This is a genomic window from Streptomyces sp. NPDC054847, assembly GCF_053610925.1.
On record NZ_JBSGZJ010000005.1, the window covers coordinates 1 to 21,900 of the forward strand.

13 protein-coding genes and 2 pseudogenes are annotated in these 21,900 nt (G+C 66.7%); 11 read left to right on the forward strand and 4 right to left on the reverse strand.

The genetic code is table 11. The features are described from left to right. A pseudogene (locus ACWGH4_RS01720) lies at nucleotides 1-260 on the reverse strand (PD-(D/E)XK nuclease family protein); the annotation flags it as partial. 136 nt (nucleotides 261-396) lie between these two features. Between ACWGH4_RS01720 and ACWGH4_RS01725 the strand changes: the two are divergent. The 10 genes and pseudogenes from ACWGH4_RS01725 (at nucleotide 397) to ACWGH4_RS01770 (ending at nucleotide 16,930) form a co-directional block, all read left to right on the forward strand. After that, nucleotides 397-1,272, forward strand: coding sequence for a hypothetical protein (locus tag ACWGH4_RS01725; RefSeq protein ID WP_453454404.1), 876 nt, complete (start codon nucleotides 397-399; stop codon nucleotides 1,270-1,272). A gap of 90 nt (nucleotides 1,273-1,362) precedes the next feature. Further along, on the forward strand, nucleotides 1,363-2,481 hold the full coding sequence (locus ACWGH4_RS01730) for a hypothetical protein (protein ID WP_453454406.1): 1,119 nt from the start codon (nucleotides 1,363-1,365) through the stop codon (nucleotides 2,479-2,481). Next, nucleotides 2,478-3,989 (forward strand): hypothetical protein, encoded by a 1,512-nt coding sequence (locus ACWGH4_RS01735; RefSeq protein ID WP_453454408.1) that lies wholly within the window; start codon nucleotides 2,478-2,480, stop codon nucleotides 3,987-3,989. The genes ACWGH4_RS01730 and ACWGH4_RS01735 overlap by 4 nt, the downstream gene beginning before the upstream one ends. Next, nucleotides 3,986-5,350: an AAA family ATPase gene (locus ACWGH4_RS01740; RefSeq protein WP_453454410.1), complete on the forward strand. Its 1,365-nt coding sequence runs from the start codon at nucleotides 3,986-3,988 to the stop codon at nucleotides 5,348-5,350. Before ACWGH4_RS01735 ends, ACWGH4_RS01740 begins: the two co-directional genes overlap by 4 nt. Before the next feature lie 277 nt (nucleotides 5,351-5,627). Continuing rightward, entirely contained in the window at nucleotides 5,628-8,804 is a 3,177-nt protein-coding gene (locus tag ACWGH4_RS01745; RefSeq protein ID WP_453454412.1) for a helicase-related protein, read from the forward strand. Beyond that, complete coding sequence (locus ACWGH4_RS01750; RefSeq protein ID WP_453454414.1) at nucleotides 8,801-9,571, forward strand: DUF4391 domain-containing protein; 771 nt, start codon at nucleotides 8,801-8,803, stop codon at nucleotides 9,569-9,571. Before ACWGH4_RS01745 ends, ACWGH4_RS01750 begins: the two co-directional genes overlap by 4 nt. Before the next feature lie 45 nt (nucleotides 9,572-9,616). Next, the gene (locus ACWGH4_RS01755) at nucleotides 9,617-11,614 is read left to right on the forward strand and encodes a site-specific DNA-methyltransferase (protein ID WP_453454415.1); all 1,998 of its coding nucleotides are present in this window, start codon (nucleotides 9,617-9,619) and stop codon (nucleotides 11,612-11,614) included. Continuing rightward, nucleotides 11,615-14,713: a restriction endonuclease gene (locus tag ACWGH4_RS01760; RefSeq protein ID WP_453454417.1), complete on the forward strand. Its 3,099-nt coding sequence runs from the start codon at nucleotides 11,615-11,617 to the stop codon at nucleotides 14,711-14,713. 214 nt (nucleotides 14,714-14,927) lie between these two features. Continuing rightward, nucleotides 14,928-15,352 (forward strand): annotated as a pseudogene (locus ACWGH4_RS01765) (ATP-binding protein); the annotation flags it as partial. Nucleotides 15,353-15,640: 288 nt separating this feature from the next. Then, nucleotides 15,641-16,930 (forward strand): PIN domain-containing protein, encoded by a 1,290-nt coding sequence (locus tag ACWGH4_RS01770; protein WP_453454418.1) that lies wholly within the window; start codon nucleotides 15,641-15,643, stop codon nucleotides 16,928-16,930. 40 nt (nucleotides 16,931-16,970) lie between these two features. Here ACWGH4_RS01770 and ACWGH4_RS01775 read toward each other — a convergent pair whose 3' ends face one another. The 3 genes from ACWGH4_RS01775 to ACWGH4_RS01785 all read right to left on the reverse strand — a co-directional run bounded on the left by ACWGH4_RS01775 (nucleotide 16,971) and on the right by ACWGH4_RS01785 (nucleotide 18,760). Further along, the gene (locus tag ACWGH4_RS01775; protein WP_453454420.1) at nucleotides 16,971-17,513 is read right to left on the reverse strand and encodes a hypothetical protein; all 543 of its coding nucleotides are present in this window, start codon (nucleotides 17,511-17,513) and stop codon (nucleotides 16,971-16,973) included. A 637-nt stretch (nucleotides 17,514-18,150) separates the two neighbouring features. Next, entirely contained in the window at nucleotides 18,151-18,540 is a 390-nt protein-coding gene (locus ACWGH4_RS01780; RefSeq protein ID WP_453454422.1) for a hypothetical protein, read from the reverse strand. Next, nucleotides 18,506-18,760 carry a hypothetical protein gene (locus ACWGH4_RS01785; protein ID WP_453454423.1) on the reverse strand — a complete coding sequence of 85 codons (255 nt, stop codon included), beginning with the start codon at nucleotides 18,758-18,760 and terminating at the stop codon, nucleotides 18,506-18,508. Before ACWGH4_RS01785 ends, ACWGH4_RS01780 begins: the two co-directional genes overlap by 35 nt. Nucleotides 18,761-19,792: 1,032 nt before the next feature. Here ACWGH4_RS01785 and ACWGH4_RS01790 point away from each other — a divergent pair. Further along, complete coding sequence (locus tag ACWGH4_RS01790; protein WP_453454425.1) at nucleotides 19,793-21,700, forward strand: AAA family ATPase; 1,908 nt, start codon at nucleotides 19,793-19,795, stop codon at nucleotides 21,698-21,700. Nucleotides 21,701-21,900 lie beyond the last annotated feature (200 nt).

A 21,900-nucleotide genomic window follows, 5' to 3' on the forward strand; every position in this document is an offset into this window, starting at 1 on the left:
GCCAGGGCCTGGTCGGGTGTCTCGCCGTGGAACTCGACCCGGTCGACGGCGTCCATCACCGGCCCGAGGGTGAACGTCTCGAGCTCCGGCTTCGGAAGCCGGAGACGCCGGGCCGACCACAGACCGGGTCGGGCCTTGGCAGCGGCGTGCGAGGGGCAGGTGTGCTCCTCGCTCCCGCCCGTACCCGGCCCCACGCGCACGAGGCCGTCGTCCCCCGTCAGCCAGTGCGGCTTGTGCCATGCCATCGTGTCGTGACTCATTGCCTCCCCCTTGTCTCGGAACAGACGGCACCCTTCGGTCCGGCCGGGTGCGCCGCCGCATTCGACCGTAGCAGGTAATCTTGGAACTCATTGGAAGTTCTTGGCATAGGTTGGTTGCTGCGCTAAGCTGCCCCGCATGGCGGCATCACTGGAGGAACTCGAGCAGCGCCTGTCCCACCTGCGCACCGAGCTGCGCGGTGCCGTGCGCGCACGGGACAAGGCCGAAACCGCGCGCATCCGTCGCTCGCTGCGCGAGGCCGAGGCCGCCTGGGAGCACGCCCTCGAATCCGAGGCCGAATCGGACGGCGAGGCACTCTCGGCCGAGCCCCCGGTCCCGCAGGCGTCGGCAACCACAGGCACACCACGCCGCACGGAGCGCCCAACGCACGGCTCCATCCCGATCCGCGAACAGGTCCACCAGGCGCTCACCCTGCTGGGCGCCCCTGCCTCCCCGAAACTCATCTCGTCCACGTACGACGCGTTCTTCACGGAGTCGCTGGTCGCGACCAAACTCGCGTCCCTCCGCCGCGACGAGGAGCGCTCCTTCACGGCACAGGGCTTTGCCCGCCCGTACTACATCTGCGCGGCACTGACCCACGACCGCCTGGTCCCCGCACGCGGACTCCTGGCCCTGTCCACCTGGCCCGTGGAGCGGCGGATCATTGGCCCGCTCAGCCCACGCGCCGACTTCCTCACCCACGCGGTGGGAACCGCCGAGCAGATCCAGCGCCTCACCACCGCGGGGCATCCGGCCCCCGACGCGGCCTGGCGGCTGCTGCGCCGTTTCGCCCTCACGATCCCGGGCGCCTACGACGCCGCGGCCCCTGAACCCGACCCCGCCCGCGTGATCGCGGCCGCCCACGCCGAAGCGGCCGTCCACCAGCAGGAGGACCATCAACAGCGGCAAGCGGCCGCACAGCGCGCTCGTACCCAACTCGCGGACGCACAGCAGCTGTTCGGTGCGGCGCCGATGCGTGACGCCCTGCGCGACGCGAGTGGGACCCTGTCCTGACGCTCCCTTCCCGACTGCGATGACGTCAGACGCCTCGCACGCCGGTGAGTTCCCGAAGATGTCCCCAAAGACGTTCCCGAAGTAGAGACGATGCCCTCGCAGCAGTCCGAACCTCCCGACGACCGACTCGCACGGCTGCGTGGACCGCAGCCCCCTCAGCCGTACACCGCCCGCAAGATCACCGCCCTGACCGCCAATCCCGCCTGCGCCCGCCGCGCCGTTCTCGACGCCGCCGGGGTGGACAAGGCGCTGCTCGCCCAGCGGGTCGGATACGAGCCGCGCTTCGGCCAGTCACCCTTCGCCCTCGCTCGCGAACAGGCGTTTCACGGCCTTGTGAAGTGGGGCAGCTACGCCGAGCTCATCCGGCTGCTGCGCGAGCAGCTCTCCGTCCCCGTGGCGGAGGCCCATGTCACCGACCTCAACGAGGTAGGGGGCAACACGGCCCTGCACCTGCGCGAGCGGGAGACCCGCCGCCTCATCGCGCACGTGGCCTCCGGCCAGGACGTACGGCTCATCCTCGACCGTCCCGTGCTCACCCTCGAAGTCGCCGGTCAGACCGCGTACTTGGAGCCGGACGCGCTCACCCACCGCATCGAGGGGAAGTTCCACGTGGTCCTCATCCGCTCGTTCGCGGCGCTCGACGGCCAGGCCAATCCGATCTCCGTCGCCGAGGCGGCCAAGCAGGCCGCGGTGTACGTCCTCGCGCTGCACCGCGCCTTCGAGACGGCCGGCCTGCCCACCGAGCAGATCTCCCACGAGTTCCTGCTCGTCTGCCCCAAGGACTTCTCCAACCGCCCCTACGGCCGCCTGATCGACCTCCGGCAGGAACTCGACGCCCTCCAGTTCCAGCTCTCGCGGCTGCGGCGCGCCGAGGACCTCGCGGCCCAGCTCCCCGAGACGGCGACCCTGGACACGACCCGAAGCACGGACGAACTCTCCTCTTCCATAGAGGCGTTGGACGCGTCGTACACGCCCTCCTGCCTGTCTTTCTGCGAGATGGCGCGCTACTGCCGCGACGAGGCCGACGGATGCGCCTCGCCGGCCCGGCTGGGCAGCGGCGTGCGCAACGACCTGCCGGGCATCGACTCCACCCGCACCGCGCTTGACTACCTGGACGGCGTCGCCGCCCCCGGAGAGGCCGAGGCAGAAACCGCCGACCTGTTGCGCGCCGCCGCCCGGCTGCGCCGACTCCGCCGGGGGGCCGCATGAGCGTCCTGTCCACCGTCGCGGCGCTCACGGCGTCCCGCACCGGCCGTGCCGAACCGCTGACGACCGTCCGCCACCAGCACCTGGACGAGAAGCCGTTCGTCCTGGTGCCGCTCACCCTCGCCGGCGAGGCGTGCGCGCCCCTGGCCGCGCTCGCGGGTACAGACCCCGAGCACCCGACCCTCCTCACCGTCCGCCAGCCGCGCAACCGCGCCGAACGCTTCCGGTTCGCCGAGCGCCTCGCCGCCCTCCTCCTCGCGTACATCGACGGGTGCCGGACGGAGACGGAGCCCTACACCGTCGGCCGCGGCAAGGAGAAGGAGGACCGCCTGCGCTTCCAGCGGGCCCCCCAGCTCCTCGTCCCGAACGGCGAGGGCATCGCGTACGTGCGCCTGCTCGGCAGGCTGACCAGGCTGCGCGCCGCCGAGGGGCCGTACGCGGTCGACCCATCCGTGCCCGCCCTCGGCAAGTGGCTGACCTGGTTCGCGGACCTGGCCGAGTTCCCGGACTCCGGTGTGCTCCTCGCGATGACCCGGCTGCTCGCCGCCAACTGGGCTACGGGCCAGAGTTCTTCCGAGGACTCCCACCTCGCGTCCCTGCTCGCCTGGATCGATCCACCGGAGGGCAGCGACGGCGCGCGGGCGGCACGGGAGGCGGAGGACCCCGCCGTGTGGCCGCCGGCCGGTCCGTCCACGGACCCGGTCTTCGACCGGACCCTCCACGAGCTGATGACGCGCTACGACGAGGCGTCCGACGACCGTGGACGCGAGGCGGTCGGCCGCCAGATCGACCGTGAGCTGAGCGGCCAGATGCTGCCCACCTGGCGGCTGATGTGGCGCGGCGTGGAGCTGCTCCGCGATCTGCCGGAGGGCGCCCACGTCCCCGACCGCTGGGCCCTCGACCGACGCTGGTTCTCCGAGTACGCCGAGTACCTGGACACCGACGGCCGCCCGCAGGCCCGCCGCGACCAGGCCGTCCGAGCCGCCCGCCGCCTGGCCCGGCTGGAGGACGCGGTCACCCGCTATGAAGCGCAACGCGCGTACGACGACCCGCTGGTGATGGCGGAGTACGAGCTTACCGGCGCGGCGTTCACGGGCACGGTCACGGCCAGGGACGAGGACCGCTTCGTCCCCGGCGACCGTCCCGGCTCCCAGGTGTGGCGCCCGACCATCGTCCTCCGCACCGACACCCGCGTCGGCCTCGCGGTCGGCACGGAGGTGAAGTCCCCCGCCCGGCCCGGCCAGGAAGCCCGCATCCTCGAAGTCAGGCAGGAGGACGATGGCGGCCACACCGTGGTGCTCCAGCTCAAGGGCGGCTTCGCGAGGAAGCGCACACCGCCCGCACCGGCCGGCACACTCGCGGAGGCCGGCGAGGAGCTGACGTACACCACGCTCAACCCCACGGCCATGCCGTCCGCCCTGCCCGACGAGGAGAACACCCCCTGGACCCACGGCGGTCCACCGCACCCCTACGAGCCCACCGACGAGGACGCAGAGGAGACCTGGGAGTGACCGCCCTCTTTCCCGACACCGGGGAGCCCGAAGCCCTCACCCCCGGCGAACGCGCAGACCGGGCGGTCGCGGGGATCCTGACCAGCCTCGACACAGCGCCCGGCCGGGGCGTCGTCGTGGACTCGCCTCCCGGAGCCGGGAAGTCCACGCTGGTGGTGAAGGCCACCGGGCACCTGACGTCCGCGGGCCATCAGCTCATGATCGTCGCGCAGACCAACGAGCAGGTCGACGACCTGGTGGACCGCATCGCTCGGGAGCATCCCGGCCTGGCGCTCGGCCGCCTCCACGCCGGCGGCCACGTCCTCCCGCCCCGCGTCACCCGACACTCCAACGTCACCGGGAGCAGCCAGGTGACGGACCTGCGCGACCTGCCCGTCGTGGTGTCCACCGCGAAGAAGTGGTCGTTCGTCTCCCCGGAAAAGTGCGTGCCGTGGCGGTGGGCCATCGTCGACGAGGCGTACCAGATGCGCTCGGACGGACTCCTGGCGACGGCACCGCTGTTCGCCCAGGACCGCTCACAGGTCCTCTTCGTCGGCGACCCCGGCCAGCTCGACCCCTTCGCCACCGTGGAGTCCGATCGCTGGCACGGCCTGACCTGGGACCCCCTGCGCAACGCGGTCGACGTCACCCTCGCCCACAACCCCGACCTCGTCCGCCACCAACTCCCCGTCTCCTGGCGCCTCCCGGAGACTGCGGCACCCCTGGTCGAGGAGGCCTTCTACCCCTTCTACCGGTTCATCCCCGGTACGACGGCACCGGAGCGCGTACTGTCGTACGCCAGCCTGTCCCATGGCTCCACCTCACTGGACGACGTCCTCGCCCGGGCCGCCGACTCCGGCTGGGGCCACCTGGAACTCCCCGCCCGCCACACCCTCGACGAGGACCCGGAGGTGGCGGATGCCCTCGCGGCGACGGCGGCCCGGCTGCTGGAGCGCGGTGCGCTGGTCAACGGGGAGCCACTGACCGCGGACCGCATCGCGATCGGCACGGCACGCACCGTGCAGGCGGACGCGGTCCGCTCCCGCCTCGCCGCCCGCGGCCTGACCGACATCACGGTGGACACCGCCAACCGCCTCCAGGGCCGCGAGTTCGACGTCACCCTGGTCTGGCACCCGCTGTCCGGCCGCCAGGACGCCTCCGACTTCCACCTGGAGACGGGCCGCCTGTGCGTCCTGCTCTCCCGGCACCGCTTCGCCTGCATCGTTGTGGCCCGCGCCGGCATCCGCGACCTGCTGGACCGGCATCCGCGCAGCAGCCCCGTGTACCTGGACGTACCGCCTAAGTTTCCGGATGGGTGGCGGGCGCATCAGGTGGTTATGGGGTCGCTGGAGCGGGGGGAGCACCGGGTGCCGATTACCTGATCACGCACGAATGGGGTCATTGTCGGTGGCAGGATGTACGGTCCACGCAGATGTGCCATGAGGGAGATATCTAGAGCATGGCAGCAGTGATCGAGGGCCCGATCATCACTTCGCCGTACTCGGAGCCAGGCTGGCACTGGGAGCTAGACCAGCAGGGTCGGCGGACCGGTGAGCGAGTACCCGGTCGCCACCCGAGCGAGACCTCACTTCAACGCCCCATCCCTTGATGTGACTTACGCCCACCATGTCCAAGTGCACACCCGGAGGTTCCACTCATATGGTCCCCAGCGACGCAGGTCGCGCCATCGACCAGCTGCGCAAGCACCTGACTGGCGCCACCCGCCTGGACTCGCTGTCGGAGTCGTTCTCGCTGTTCGTCTACGAAGCGCTCCAGGACGAGCTCACCGATGTCGACCTGCGTCTGCTCCTGCACGGCCACAGCCTCGAGGAGTTCCCTCTCAACGGGCTTGCGGAGGAGAACCTCAAGCGTGCCCGGCTGGACCAGCACCGCATCGCCCGCGCGTTCGTGGCCTGGGCCGAAGACCACCTCCAGGCAAGAGCGCTAAAGCGACGGACGCGCGACACCTGGGCGAGCGTCGACGGCCCGTTCCCCTATGTAGTCGACGGCGCGGGACTTGAGGCCGAGAGCCTCGGCCTGGTGGCCTCTCCGAACCTGTACTTCCCCCTGGAGACCACGGACGCGGACAAGGTGGCGCAGACCGTCGTCAACTTCGAGCGGATGTGGCACGACGACGCGACCACCCGCGCCGTGCAGGAGGAGTTCCTCGCCGCTGCCCGAGCCCTCTTCGAGGACAGGGCCCCCGAGTCCGTCTACCTGCGTATCCTGACTTCCCTCTTCAAGGACTTCGTCGAAGAAGCCGGCGAAGAGACCGTCGAGCGCGGCAGAACCGGCTTCTACGACTCCGTCGTCTGGAAGAAGCTCTACAAGTTCCAGCGTGACGGCGTGCTCGGCGCGATCGAGAAGCTTGAGCGCCACAACGGCTGCATCATCGCTGACAGCGTGGGCCTGGGGAAGACCTTCGAAGCCCTCGCCGTCATCAAGTACTACGAGTTGCGCAACGACCGCGTCCTCGTCCTCGCACCTAAGCGGCTGCGAGAGAACTGGACCGTCTACCGCGGCAACGACAGGCGCAACCCGCTGGCCGCGGATCGTTTCCACTACGACGTCCTTAACCACACCGACCTCAGCCGAGCCGGCGGGCTGTCAGGGGACATCGACCTGGCCAACATCAACTGGGGCAATTATGACCTCGTCGTGATCGACGAATCGCATAACTTCCGCAACAACCCTCAGGTCAAGGGCCGAACGACCCGATACGAGCGCCTCATGAACGAGGTCTTCAGGTCCGGTGTCAAGACCAAAGTCCTCATGCTCAGCGCCACGCCTGTGAACACCCGTCTGGCCGACCTCAAGAACCAGGTTCTGTTCGCCACCGAGGGAGAAGATCAGGCCCTGGCCGCAGACGGGATCAAGAGCATCGAGGCAACCCTGGCCAAGGCACAGAAACTCTTCAGGGAATGGCAGCGCATGCCCGCGGCCACCCGGAGCACGAAGTCATTGGTCGGCACACTCGGCATGGACTACATCCGCCTGCTGGACCTGGTCACGATCGCCCGCTCACGCAAGCACATCGAGAAGTACTACGGCACCAAGGACGTGGGAAAGTTCCCCGATCGCCTGTCTCCGATCAATCTCAGCCCGCCTATCGACACGTCCGACACGATGATCCCGCTAGAAGAGATCAACCGGTCGATCCTGCGCCTGAACCTGGCGGCCTACAAGCCAACCTCCTACGTCAGCGCGAAGTACGAGAGCAGGTACGCCGACCTGTACGACCAGCAGGTGCGCACGGGCGGCCGGCGTGTGTGGAAGCAGACCGACCGTGAGAACAACGTGGTCCACCTGCTGCGCGTGGGACTGCTCAAGCGCCTTGAGTCCTCGGTCAATTCGCTGGGCAAGACCCTCGACAAGATCCTCGCCACCATCGACCGCGCGATCGCCAGCATCGACGCCTACGAGGCGAACGGGACCGAGGGAACCTCCATCGACAGCTTCGCCGACCTGGAGCAGGTCGACCTGGACGACCCTCAATTCGAGGACACCGTCGGCGGCAGCGTCAAGGTGTTCCTCCACGACATCGACCGGATTCGGTGGAGGCAGGAACTCGAACAGGACCGCGACACCGTGGCCTCCCTGCTTGCCGAAGTAACGGCGGTCGACGCCAGTCGCGACGCTAAACTGGCCGAGCTCAAGGACTTCCTGCGTCACAAGGTCGAGCACCCCACGAACGACGGCAACCGCAAGGCTCTAGTGTTCACCGCGTTCAGTGACACAGCCGAGTACCTCTATGAGCATGTGGCGCGGTGGGCCGCCGACGAGCTGGGCGTACATGTAGCCCTGATTACCGGGCAGATCACCCGAACCACCCTCCCGATGAAGCGCGTCCACATGATCGACGTTCTCACCGTGTTCTCACCGCGTTCCAAGGGTGGCGACCTGGATGACCCACAGATCGACATCGTGATCGCCACCGACACCATCTCCGAAGGCCAGAACCTTCAGGACTGCGACACGGTGGTCAACTACGACATCCACTGGAACCCCGTGCGCATTGTCCAGCGTTTCGGCCGAGTAGATCGCCTGGGCACGACCAACACCAGCGTCCAACTCGTCAACTTCTGGCCCAACATGGACCTGGACGCGTACATCAACCTTGAATCGCGCGTGTCCAGCCGCATGACCCTGCTGGACGTCTCCGCGACCGGCGAGGAGAACGTCCTGGACGGCACGTCCGATGACATGAACGACCTCGACTATCGGCGCAAGCAGCTGCAGCAGATGCAGCAGGCCGCCCCCACCATGGAGGACCTCGCCGGCGGTCTGAGCATTACGGACCTGACCCTCTCCGACTTCCGCATGGACGCCGCCGCACGCAAGCGTGGAGAAATTCAGGAGATCACCAGCTGGCCCCTGGCCCTCTTCGGAGTCACCCGCTTCGAAAAAGCTCTGGCTGACGACGGACTCGCACCCGGAGCGGTCTTCCTCCTGCGAGTGCGGGACGACGCGTTCACCTTCTCCAAACCGTACCCGTTGGCCCCGTACGTGCTCGCCTACGTGACCGACGACGGCGGGCTCGCCCACGAGATCGAGGAACCCAAGCTGGCCCTCGACGTGCTGCGCCGCCACTGCCTGGGCAACACCGCCCCTGACGTCACTGTCCTCGCAGATTTCGACAGAGCGACCAGGTCGGGCAAGTCCATGAAGCACTACCGCGACCTTCTGGACGTGGCGGTCCGGGCCGCTTCCGGCAAGGCCGAGGAGAGCATGGTTGCCTCCTTGTTCTCCGCAGGCCCTTCCCAGCTCGGCACAGACGCCACCGCCCCTGGCCTGGACGCCGTGGACGTCGTCGCCTGGATGCCGGTGATCCCATGACCGACATACCCTCCGAGCACAACGGCGCCGACCTGCTTGATCTCCCCGATGCGGCACGCCAGCAGCACCGCATCACGAAGAAGATGCTCGCCGCGCAGTTCGAGGACCAGGCACCCGCCGATGCCCGCCTGCTCACCAAGGCGGTGACCTTGGCGCAGCTGGCCGGGATACTTCGCCCGGAGACCATCCAGGTGCCCAAGTACCAGGACGCCGAACGTGCTGTCGTCGACGTTCCGGTCTTGGACGTCCTCGTGGCGGAGAAGACGTCAGCGGCTGACCGCACCCGTGTGACCGAACTCGTTCACCGCAGCATGGCCAAGCCTGTGGTGCTACTCGTTCACATGCCGAACGGCCATACGATGCTCTCCCTGGCACTCAGCCATGTCAGCCGTACGGACCCCACCCGGTCAACCTCCGTGATCGAGGCGCACGTCATGGTGCCGGCCGGAGGGATCGAGCCGGGCGCCCTGCACCTTGATCGGCTCGACCGCACCGACATGTGGGCGTTGTACCGCGACCTTGTGCGTACCGCCGCGGCTGACGGGCGACCCGCCAGCACTGCCCTGCAAGCGGTGGATGCCATCGCGCTGCGCCGACGGCTGACCGATCTGGAAAGCGAACTGATCACCGTTGTACGGGACGCAAGACGAGCGAAGAACCAGCAAAACCGCATCGAACTCAACCTTGCAGCGCGGACTCTACGTGCACAGATCGGGCATGTCAGAGGCAACCTATACAGTACCGACGACCACCACGGCATAGCCTGAACGGCTCCCAAGTCCGCTCCCGCCCCACATAGGAAGACACCACCCGTGACCCTGGACTTCGAACCAGTCGACGACCTGACCGGCCCCGGCGAGGCCAAGTCGAACCTCGACCTTCTGGCCCGCCTCTTCCCCGACGCCGTCGTCGACGGCACCGTCGATATCGAGGCCCTCCGGGACCTGCTGGGTGACCACGCCTCCCCGAACACTGCCGAGGCATTCGGCCTGCGCTGGCCCGGCATGGCCGAGGCCCGCCGCCTATCCACCCTCCCGGCGACGGGCACGCTTCTGCCCAAGCCCGAGGAATCCGTGGACTGGGACAACACCCGCAACATCGTGATCGAGGGCGACAACCTTGAGGTCCTGCGCCTACTGCGGCGCGGATACACCAACAAGGTCGACGTGATCTACATCGACCCGCCCTACAACACGGGCAACGACTTCATCTACGACGACAAGCGCACTACCTCCCGGGCCGAGCACGAGGCGGCGGCCGGGCAGCGTGACGAAGAGGGGGTGCTCCAGACCGGTAGCGGGTCCGACCGAGCCCAAGACCGCAAGGTCGGCGCATCCTTGCATACGAAGTGGCTCTCGATGATGTACCCGCGCCTCCTTGTAGCCCACCATCTACTTAAAGAGACCGGCGCCATCATGGTCGCTATCGACGACACCGAGCACGCGCGGCTCAAGTTGCTCATGGACCGGATCTTTGGCGCGGAAAACTTCATCGCCAGCATCGTTTGGCAGGGCGGCCGAAAGAACGACTCGCGCTACATTTCGGTTGGGCATGACTACATGCTCATCTATGTGAAGAACGAGGGGGCTCTGCGTCAGGGAGACATTCGGTGGCGGGAAAAGAAGCCTGGCGTTGATGAAATTCTGGAGCGTGCTGCGCAAATTTGGCGTTCTCACGAGGACAAGGCGGTTGCAAACGAGGCTTACAAGAAATTCCTCAAGGAAATGGCCAAGAAGGGTGCAACAGCAGGCGTTCTGAGGTTTTCGAACCTCGACGAATCAACCGGTCGGCCCTATAACGCAGACCGTGATCTGTCCTCACCGAACCTTAGGGCCAGCGGCAACTATGACATCTACCACCCAATCACCAAGAAGGCCGTAACCCGACCCCAGGGTGGCAGCGGGTGGCGCATGACCGAAGAAGCTGCTCGCCAAATGATGAAAAATGGCCTCATCGTGTTCGGTGAAGATGAGACGAAAGTTCCGCGTGGAAAAATTTTTCTGGATGAAATGTCCAATCAGGTAGCGGAGTCGGTTTTTAGCCAGGAGCGAACGTCTGCCGGAAAATCACTGGTTGAGCTACTGGGTGAAGATGTTTTCCCATTCCCGAAGGATACCAACGTCGTAGCCCGATGGCTCAATATCGTGACGAGGGGCGCCCCGGATGCACTTATCCTTGACTTCTTTGCGGGGTCCGGTTCTACCGGTCACGCCGTTATGAACCTCAACGCCGCTGATGGCGGAAACCGTCAATACATCCTGGTGCAACTCGACGAGCCCGTCAGCATGGGCAGCTACAGGACTATTGCGGACATCACTCGCGAACGTCTGCGCCGCGCGGGTAAGCAGATCGCCGGTAAGCAGAGCTCCGACGCCGCCCAGGTCGACACCGGCTTCCGGTCGTATCACCTAGCCTCCAGCAACGTAAAACCCTGGAACGGAACCCCCGACCAGCTCAACCTTCTCGAATCCGTGGACAACCTCGTCGCCGGGCGCACCACAGACGATCTGCTGGTCGAGATGATGCTGCGCCTGGGCGTGGACCTGACCACCCCCCTGGAGACGCGTGAAGTCGCCGGCAGCACCCTGTACAACCTGGCTGGCACGCTGTTCGCATACTTCGGCACGGACATCACAGTGGAGCGAGCGAGCGAGGTCGCGAAGGCTTTGGTGGCCTGGCGCGATGAGGACCCGGGCGACGCCGACACTACGGTCGTCGTCCGTGACACGGGGTTCGTCGATTCTTCCGCCAAGCTCAACTTCGCCGCCGCTGTCGAGCAGGCCGGCTTCACCACGCTGCGGAGTATCTGAATGAAATTTTCCTTCGATGCGGACCTCGACTACCAGCGCGAGGCCATCGACGCGGTCACAGGGCTGTTCAAGGGCCAGGAAAGGATGGAATCCCAGTTCACCGTGCACGCGCACCCGTCAGCGCGCGCCGGGCTCGACGGTCTGACTGACCTGGGCTACGGGAACATGCTGCACCTGGATCGGAAGACGATCCTGGATAATCTGCACGAAGTACAGAACCGCACCGGTCTTGCTCCGGAGCCGTCGTTGGACTCGATGAACTTCACCATCGAGATGGAGACCGGCACCGGCAAGACATACGTCTACCTGCGCACCATCTACGAGCTCAACCAGTTCTACGGCTTCACCAAGTTCATGGTGGTGGTGCCGTCGGTGGCTATCAAGGAGGGCGTTGAGACGTCCATCCGGATGCTGCGCGAGCACTTCGGGGCCCTGTACGGCAACCCGCCGATGAACTTCTTCCAGTTCGACGGCAACAACCCGTCTCGCGTACGCTCCTTCGCCACCTCGCCGAGCATCGAGATCATGATCGTCACTGTCGGTTCGGTCAACAAGAAGACTAACAAGGTCTATCAACCGGCTGAGGAACTCGACTTCGAGGTACCCGCCGACCTGATCCGGGCCACGAACCCGATCATCATTGTCGACGAGCCGCAGAGCGTGTACGGCGACACCGGTACCGGCAAGAAGAAGGGCGCGGGTCGCAGCGCGCTCGAAAACTTCAACGCCCTGGCCACCCTGCGCTACTCGGCCACCCACCCGAAGGGCGACAAGGCCAACCTCGTCTATCGCCTGGATGCCATCGCCGCCTACGAGAATCAGCTGGTTAAGCAGATCGAGGTCGACTCCTTGGTCACGTCCGCCAGCGGGACAACGCCGTACGTCAAGCTGCTCGACGTGAAGCGCGGCAACGGGGCGATCACGGCACGCGTCGAGGTGGACGTCGAGCAGGGCAACGAGATCAAGCGCAAGGCTGTCACCGTGGACACCACGTCCCGCAGCAACCTCGCGGACATCACGGGTCGCGACCTGTACAAGGACCTCACCGTGGTCGCCATCAACGCGACTCAGGGGCAGCAGAGCATCTCCTTCGACACCGTCGCGCAGCCACTCAGAGCGGGCGACAGCATCGGCGCCGAGGTCAGCATCGGCGAGCGAGCCCGCCAGATGATCGCTCAGACCATCCGGCAGCACCTGCTCAAGGAGCAGGAGTTCGCGGTCCACGGACGCGACATAAAGGTGCTCAGCCTCTTCTTCGTCGACTCTGTGGCCAAATACCGCGAGTACGGCCCCGATGGAGAGGCTCTTCCCGGCGAGTACCAGCGGATCTTCGAGGAGGAGTACACGCGTATCGCCTCCGAGCCGGAATTCAACACCCTGCTGGGCGGCAGCGCCGCAGACCAGGTCGCGAGGGAGGCCCACCAGGGGTACTTCTCTGTGGACCGCCGCAAAGGTGGCTCCGAAGTGCTGGTGGACACCAAGGAGACCACCGACAAAGGACGTCAACAGGCAGGTCTCGCCTATGAGCAAATCATGCGGGACAAGGTCGGTCTGACCACACCGGGCACCTCCATCCGGTTCATCTTCAGCCACTCCGCGCTGCAAGAGGGCTGGGACAACCCCAACGTCTTCCAGATCTGTGTGTTGAGGAACATGGGCACCGAACGCTGGAGGCGACAGTCCATCGGTCGTGGCCTGCGTCTGTGCGTGGACGGGACCGGCAACCGTGTGCACGGCTTCGACACCAACCGCCTCACCGTGATCGCGAACGAGTCCTACGAGGAGTTCGCCGATCGGCTTCAGCACGAGTTGGCCGAGGACCTGGGCATCCAGTTCGGCATCGTCACCGTGGATGGCTTCGCACGCCTGCCCTTCAAGGCGGAGAACGGAAATGTCGTTCCGGTCGGCTCGGCCGCCGCGCAGACCCTGTATCAGGCTCTGTTCACCGCGGGGTACATCGACGCCAAGGGAAAGGTCCAGGACAGCCTGCGCCAGGCCGTAAGGACCGGCGACGAGAACCTCACCAAGATTGTCAGCGACTCCGTGGAGTCCCAGGCCGCGGTCAAGGCGGTGCTCGGACTCATCAAGCGCCTGGCCAAGCCGATCGATGTCAAGAAGGCCGGCGAACGCGTCGCGGTGCCTCTCGTCCAGCAACGCTTGGAGAGCCCCGAGTTCCAGGAGCTGTGGAACCGCATCCGGCATCGCACGGAGTACCGCGTCGAGGTCGACGAAGACAGCCTGCGTAAGGCGATGGTCAAGGCGCTGCGGGACATGCCGCCCGTGCCAAAGCGCCGGGGCGAGTGGCGCACACACCGCGTGCAGCGCATCGATCAGAGTGGCCTGACCGCGGAGGCAGCAGCGGCGCGACGTGCAGACGTCACTTACGCGGACAGCGAGGACCTGCCCGACATTCTTTCCGTGCTAGCAGACCGCACCCAACTGACCCGTGCCACGCTCGCCCACGTCCTCACTGAGTCCGGCACACTCGGACAGTTCCGGAATAATCCGCAGGCATACATCGACCAGGTGAGCCGCCAACTCAACATCACCAAGGCCGATTTCCTGGTCAGGGGAGTGCGCTACGAGCTGGTGGCCTCCTCCCGCCCTGAAGCAGACCGCAGGTATGCGCTCAGCCTTTTCCGCACAGCCGACCTCGCCGGGTACACCGGCCCCGGAGGGAACATCGTCACCGACTCGCACGGCAACGCGGTCTCGTTCGAAGAGAAGTCGGTATACCGGTACCTGGTCATCGACTCGACTCCGGAGAAGGACTTCGCGCTCGCGCTCCTGCAGCGCCCCGAGGTCAAGACCTTCGTCAAACTTCCGGCGTCTTTCAAGATCCCAACGCCTTTGGGAAGTTACAACCCCGACTGGGCACTAGCCGTTGAGCGAACCGATGGCAGCCGCTACATCGTCTTTGAGACCAAGGATGTCAACGAGCTCGAACTACTGCGGCCCATGGAGCAAAACAAGATCGCTTCGGCCCGCAAGCACTTCGAAGCCGTAATCCATGGGGCCGGGATCAGTGACCTCGAGTACGCGGTAGTCAACGGCATTGAGGCGGCGACCGCCATAATGGAACGGGACGATCCGCAATAGGCACGCCACCAGCGCGCTGGTCCATCGGCGAAGAGAGCTAGAACTCACGACTCCACCGACCCGTCTTCCGATCCGGGAACGGTGCCCATGACGCCTCGGCACAGGTGGGCATACGGAGTTCGGAGCGTATCCATGCCGACGGTGTGGTGCGGGGCGGCTGGCACCGCACCCGCACCCGCACCGCACCGGTCACCACCCGTCGACGCCTACCCGCATGGACGTAACCAAGCTCCAACTATCCGCAACTGTACGCACGTTCTCCCAGCTCCTGTTCGTCCACCCGCCGCGGAGCCCGCCTCGCCCGTCTACTCGCCGTCGAACAGCTCCGCGCCTGGGAGGTGTCACCCGACGTCACCGAGCGCGCCGAGCAGATCGTGCCGAACCCGCCAACAACGCCGCCCTGCACGGCCGCGTCCAAGGACGCGACTTCCGGCTCGCTCCCACCCTCGACACCGGCACCCTCCGCATCGCCGTCACCGACGCCCGTGGCAATCAACTCCTGTTCCTGTCGGCCTCGGCAGACCCCGGGCCTCTCCTTAGTCGGGTCGAGGCCTCCTCCTGGTCGCCACCTTGACCGACCGTTGGGGCACGGACCCGCATCCGCCCGGCGGGAAGACCGTCTGGACGGAAATCACCCTCGCCCCGAGCGAAGCGGGTGCCGCGGCATCCGGTCCCGGCCATGTCGGCCGTCCCAAGTTCGCCGACTCGACAACGGCGTGCGGGAGTGCCGCCCACGGGACGGCTGTGTACCTAGACAGACCGTGACCAACGGCAAGGACGAGCCCACGTCCTGGGAGTCGGTCATGGCCGGGAACGGGCGCTGACGGGGAATCCCAATTGTTCGCGACGCCGCGCCGTTGAAAACGCTAAGGTCACGTCGGATGCGCTGGCGGAGGGGACCCGGCGCGCGACGTAGGCGGGGTGGCTGTGGCGAGTGACACGACGACCGGCGAGAGCGGTCGTGGAATCTTCGAGGACTTCGGCGCCTATCGGACCCCGACGACGGCGGACTTCACCGCCGTGCTGACGGACGGATTGGTCGCCCCCGACGCGAACGTGCTGCTGAACCTCTACCGGTACACGGAGCAGGCACGGACCGACCTTCTCGGGGCACTCGGCGCTCTCGGCGACCGACTGTGGGTTCCGCACCAGGTCGTCGACGAGTTCTGGCGGAACAGGGAAAGTGTAATCAGCGAAGCGCGATCGACAAGCAAGAACGCTTCCCAGGAGATGAGCGGCCACGCCGGGACGGCGGTGCAGACCCTACGCACCTGGGCCAACCGAGTGGCCCTGAGCGACGAGGACTTGGCAGCCCTCCACGATCGGCTGACGGATGTCTTCGGCGAGGTGCAGAAGAAGATCACCGAGGTCGGTGAAGGTGAATGGCAGAACATCACTCATGACACCAGCGCCGATCCGGTGATCGCCGGGCTGGAGCGTGCACTGGTCGGCCGTGTCGGCACGCCCTTCAGCCTCGAGGAACGTGCCGAACTCACCGAAGAGGGCAAGGAGCGCGTCAAGAAGCGCGTTCCGCCCGGTTACATGGATGCCAAGAAGGACGGCGATGGAGCGGTCGGCGACTTCTTCGTGTGGGAAGAGCTCCTTCGTGCGGCGTCCGAGCGCCGGAGCGATGTCCTTTTCGTGACGGCGGATGCCAAGGAAGACTGGTGGCGGAAGGAGCACGGTTACAACCGGGGTCCTCGCCCGGAGCTGACCGCGGAACTCCGGAGGCGGGGCGGAGGCCGGCTGTTCCTGCTGTCGCCGAGACAGTTCCTGGAAGTAGCCGCCCCCATCCTGCAACTCAGTCTCCAAGCCGGCTCCGTCGAGGACATTGAGAGGGTGGAACGCATTGAGGCCGAGCCCGCCCACGGCGGTTGGACCACCGCTGCGATCGAGGCTCTCTTCAACGGCCTCTCATACGAGGGTTACGGCAATCGCGTGGACGTCATCCGCTATGCGGCCGAGATGGACGGCCGCATCGAGGCGTCGTCCGTGTACGACATCTGTGATTACGACGACGAGCGTAGTCTGAGGGGCTTCACCAGACCCATCAAGCGAATCAGCGGAAATCTGATGGAGCAGGGGGTCATCCCGGACTCGGCAGTGCCGGTTCTCACCGCCGAATATGAGAACGGCCCCGGCCGTGCTTCCGGCTTCAGGGTTCCACCTCTCCTCGTCCCGTTGATCAACGACTTGGCGGACAACGACGAGCATTAGGCTCGACCCTGTAGAGGATCACGGTGCTCCGGCCGCCGGGTCAGGCCGACGCCGGCTCCCAACGGTAGCCCTCAACTGCCTCGCCGTAGGGAAACAATAGCGGTTCCAACTCTGTACGCAGCAAGTCGGCGTCCCCCGGCGGCAGAGTCAGCGACGCCCTGCGCATGCGGACGCTCCAGGTGGCCGGATCAGGGAACACGGAAAGCCGTGGCACAAGATCACGCAGAACCAGCCCCTCGCGGAACCGAGCCAGGCCGGACACCTCCAAGCAGCAACCTTCGGTGAAGGTGCGCTCCCCGAAGACGACCGGATCCTGCAGAACTCCCACGGGGCCAACGACCCGGGCCCACCCGATGACGCGCCCGATATCGCGTGTCGGATTCCTGAAGCAGCCCCGCGTGGTGTAAAGGAAGACCTCGTCGCCCTCCTCCAAGACCTGAGCCGCCTTGGAACGCCCCGCGGGGAAGGCCATCCGCTGGGCGGTCACCACCCAGCTCAGTGCGGCACGGTCACTGATGATCAGCAGGTGTGTCGACGGCATGCCGATCACGATACCCAGACGGCAGCCCGGCGCACCGGTCACTCCACTTCTACACCTTTCGGAGGACTTACGGTCTCCTTGGTCGCGGCGCATACGGACTCGGCGCCCAGGCTGTCGCGAGCGCCCGCTTCCGGTGGCACGAATGGTGACCACGTCGACAGCGCCCCAGTACGTGCGGCACCTGCCGACCATTGACTGCCGCTCCGCCCCACACGGCAGCCGAGTGGGGCGACAGCTCGTCACCGCGTCCGGAGCGCAAGGCCCCGATCACCCGCTCGACGTCGTCCCGCCACCCACACAACTCCCCCTGCGTGGGCGCCAGTTCGTACCCGTGGTAGTGGCAGGCCCGGCTGAGGCCGGCCCAGGTCGCCGACCAGCGGCGCGCCGTGTCGGGGTCGGCGTAGGACTCCACGCACAGGGCTTGGGCGTGCGGCGGGCAGCGGGCCAGCTGCGGTTTGCGGCCCTGCCAGTAGCGGCACAGGGGCTCTTCGAGGGCGTGGCGCAGCAGGAGTGCCACGGCGCGCGGCCAGACTCCCGTGGTGGAGGCGGTGGCGGTGCCGAGCAATCGGTCCGCGCCCGCGAGCAGTTACTCGGGCTGTGAGGTGAACGGCGGCGCAGGCGGGAGGGCCGCGGGGAGCCGGGGCGAGCGGGCGGGATGGGCGTGTCCGGGGGATCGTGGTCACAGGGGTCGCACCGCCTTCGCGAGGTCCGCGGTGCGGCGGATGATCTCCTCCGCGTCGTCGACGGGCACGGCTTCGTGGGTGCCCTTGTTGCACCACCGAATGTGGTCGGTGGCCTGCTGGCCGTAGCCCCGGGTGAGGTCGGTCATGGTCTCGCCCACCCGGTCAATCTCCCCGTAGAGGGCGAGAAAGGCCAGTTCGGTGAGCTTGTGGGCCTTCGCGATGCACTGCTCGATCGCGGCATGCGGCAGGCCCGTGCCGAGGAGCCGGCGCCGGGCCGGTTCGAGGGGGGCGGCCTCCAGTGCGGTGCGGCACAGGCCGGGCAGGACCCGGGCGACGACATCCCCGGGCAGGTCACGCGTCCTGGCGAGCGCCTTCGCGTCGTACAAGGCCTGTTTGGTCGTACAAGGCCTGTTTGACGGGGTGGTCGCCGGAGCGGACGCGTACGGCGGAGCGCTCACGGCGGTCGACGGTGAGGACGGTGGCGGGCAGCCGCAGGTGCTTCAGGGCCTGCGGCAGGCGGGTGTCCTGGGTGCAGACGACGACCTGGCGGTGCTCGGCGTGGAGGGCGAGGACGCGGGCGAGGCCGTCCACCTTGGCGGGGTCCATGGACTGCACCGGGTCGTCGATGACGAGAAACCGGAAGGGGTTCTCCGGGAGGAAGGTGCGCGGGAGGAAAGGCGTACCAGCGCGCCCTCAACCACCACCGGCTCCGACGCGCTCCTCTGCGTCCTTGGCGCCGTCATCGCCTTCGGCTCCCTCGCCTGGCTGACCGGCAACCTCACCAACGCCCTCGTCGGCACCGGCCCCTGGGCGCCGTTCAAGGCAACCGACGCACTGCTACACCCCGACGCGCTGTGGCCGCACCTGAGCCCCACCGCTCTGATGGTCGGTGCGCGGCTCGACTGCTCCAGCTGGTGGCCTGAAGATCCGCTTCACCGCGTACTGGGCGCCGTGTCCATACCGGCTACCGCTTCGGAGCACTCGGGAGGGGATAACCGTGGCACTGTGAACAGTGGTAACCGCTTTTCTCGCCACGTCCGGTCTTCTGGGTCCGAGCTGTGCCACGATCTCGGCCGTCGTTCCTCACACGCCGGTGCCCCTCCACGAGCTGTTCGGGAGAAGTCGCCGTTCGCGCAGTTGAATCACCTACCACGCTCCGTGCGTCGCTGGATGTAGCGGGCGGCGAGGTTGGCGAGGTGGAGTGCCGTTGGGGAGGCGGGTGGGGACGTTGGTGTGCAGGTGGGCGGTGCGCAGGGCCTGGACGAACATGGCCGGCGACCCGGCTGAACCCGCCCCCAGTACACCCTGGGGGTGGAACCGGACACCGGGCTTGGACCACTTTCGAGCAGTTCACGCAACGCCTAAAGCCAGATGACCGTCCTGGACTCAGCTCTCCTGCCACGACTCTCGCCCACGTCTCTTGGGCAGATGTGCGCCGGCACGATCACGTGGCAGATCGGGAATCGTTGCTTGCCTCGGTGGGGTGTCAGTGCTTCACCGTAAGGTGACGAGCGAGTACTGGAAGTGGTGGAGGGGATCCCAGTGGTATACGTGCAGCATCTTTCGGTCCGGGTGCCTTGGCACGACACAGGCTGGGAGGGCCGAATCTGCGCCGATCCACTAGGCAATGCGTCGTGCGTGCTACTGGAGAACATCGGGCGGCGGCGAAAGGACGAGCTGGAGGTCGAGTATGCGGGCCAGGCCTTCAGCGCGTTGCCGGACAGCCTGCCCGCGTGTGCCGGTGAGCGGGGCGGGTTTCTGAGCAGCAGGGATCATGTGCTGCGGACGTCCCACCCCTACAACCATGCCCTCAAGACGCTCAAGGGTGCGTCCGTTCCGTTGCCCGCGTGGTCTGTCCCCGGCATCCCGTTTCGCTGGCTCAATCGGGCGATGCTTCTGGACGGTGTCATGGAGCAGCAGCCGGTGGACGGCTACAGCTCGGAGGCGGAGGAGCATGCGATTTCCGCGCTGGGCTTCGAACCTCCGTGGGTCCTTCACGGGGACAACCAGAAGGCCGTCATCGACACGTTCTTCCAGGACGTCGTCGAGGGGCAGTCGCTGGTCTTCTTCTATCTCAAACACGCTCCGTTCGAGGACCATCCTCGTCGAATCCTCGTCGGTGCCGCGTTGGTCGCCTCGGTCACGCCGCCCGGCCGGTGGCCGGCTGAGGGTCCCACCCCGTTCCCCAATCACATGTGGGAGACGGTGGTACGGCACACGCTGCGGCCGGACGGCAATGGAGGCATCCTGCTGCCGATGCAAGCCCTGGCGCGGATCGCCGCTGATGGTACTGATGTCTCGCGCGCCCTGGCGCAGGCCCCGGAGACGTGCTGGGAGTTCTCGTACGGAACCGAGCACGTGCCGTCAGACACAGCAGTCGCCTCGCTGATGGAACTCAAGCGTGCCGCCGAAGCTGCCATCGACCTGGGCTGTGAGCTGCCGCAGCGGTCCTTCGACTGGCTCGACGAGCAGTTGCACCATGCCTGGCTCCGCCGCGGTACCGCCCCTGGTCTGCCCGCGGTGCTGAGCCTCCTCGGTGTGACTCACCCCACGTTCGCGGCCCGGGAGGTGACGTCTGCCGTCAGCGACAGGAAGGACCCCTGGCCTGTACTGGAGCGGGCGCTGCAAGGACGCGGCGGTCCGGCCTCGGTCATGGCGCTGGCCACGCTCACCCGCCAGAAGGTATGGGCCGCGCTTGGACACGATCAACGCCAGGCTCTGAGGCTGTTGGCCCGCTTCGACCTGACTGCAGACCAAGTGCGCCTGGTATGTGAGCAGAAGACCACGATGCCATTGTCCGTGGCGGAGCTTCTCGCGGACCCGTACACCCTGGTGACCTGCACGGTGGACGACGCGGATCCGATCCGCTTCGAAGCCGTGGACCGGGGCTGTTTCCCCGACCTGCAGCTGACGGACCGGCATCCGCTGCCGATCTCGGAGCCACTCACCGATCCCGACGACAAGCGGCGCCTCGAAGCCGCAATGGCGACAGTGCTGCTGCGCGCCCTGGCAGAGGGGCACACTCTGCTGCCGCTCGAAGAGATGCTGGAGGGTCTGGAGAGGCTGAGCTCCGTCAGGCCATTGCGCCCTAGCCAAGCAGTTTTGGCAGCTCACCAGTTGCGTGCCGAGGACCTGGACGACGACTTGGACTTCAACTGGCCGCAGTTGTGCCGGACGCACGTCGCCGATGGTACGGCGGCCTACAAGCTGCGTTCCGCGCTGTGGCGCAAGCATGCAATTCGAGAGGTCATCGACCAGCTCCGCGCCGCGGCCCGGCATACGGCGCCGAAGGATCTCGCGGCCACCCTGGATTCCGTGCTCGACGAGCAAGGTGAGATCGCCGAGGCCGACCGCGTCGACGAGGCCCGGGCGCGACAGGAGAAGGCCGCGGCCTTGCGTGAGATGTACGAGAGCCGGTTCACCGTGCTCAACGGTCCGGCGGGCACAGGCAAGACCATGCTGGTCAAGGCACTGGTACGACGGCCGGAGGTGATGTCGGAGGGAGTGCTGCTACTCGCTCCGACGGGCAAGGCACGGGTCCAGTAGCAGAACAAGGTCGGCCATCAGGCCCAGACGCTCGCGCAGTTCCTGAGCAAGTCGGGCCGCTACGAAGGCGACACCGCCCGGTACGTGATCACGGGCCGCCTACCCCGCGAGCGGCAGTACGGCACAGTAGTCATCGACGAGGCCTCGATGCTCACATAGGGCGTCTGCACCATTCCGCACTTGAACGTGCACGACTGACC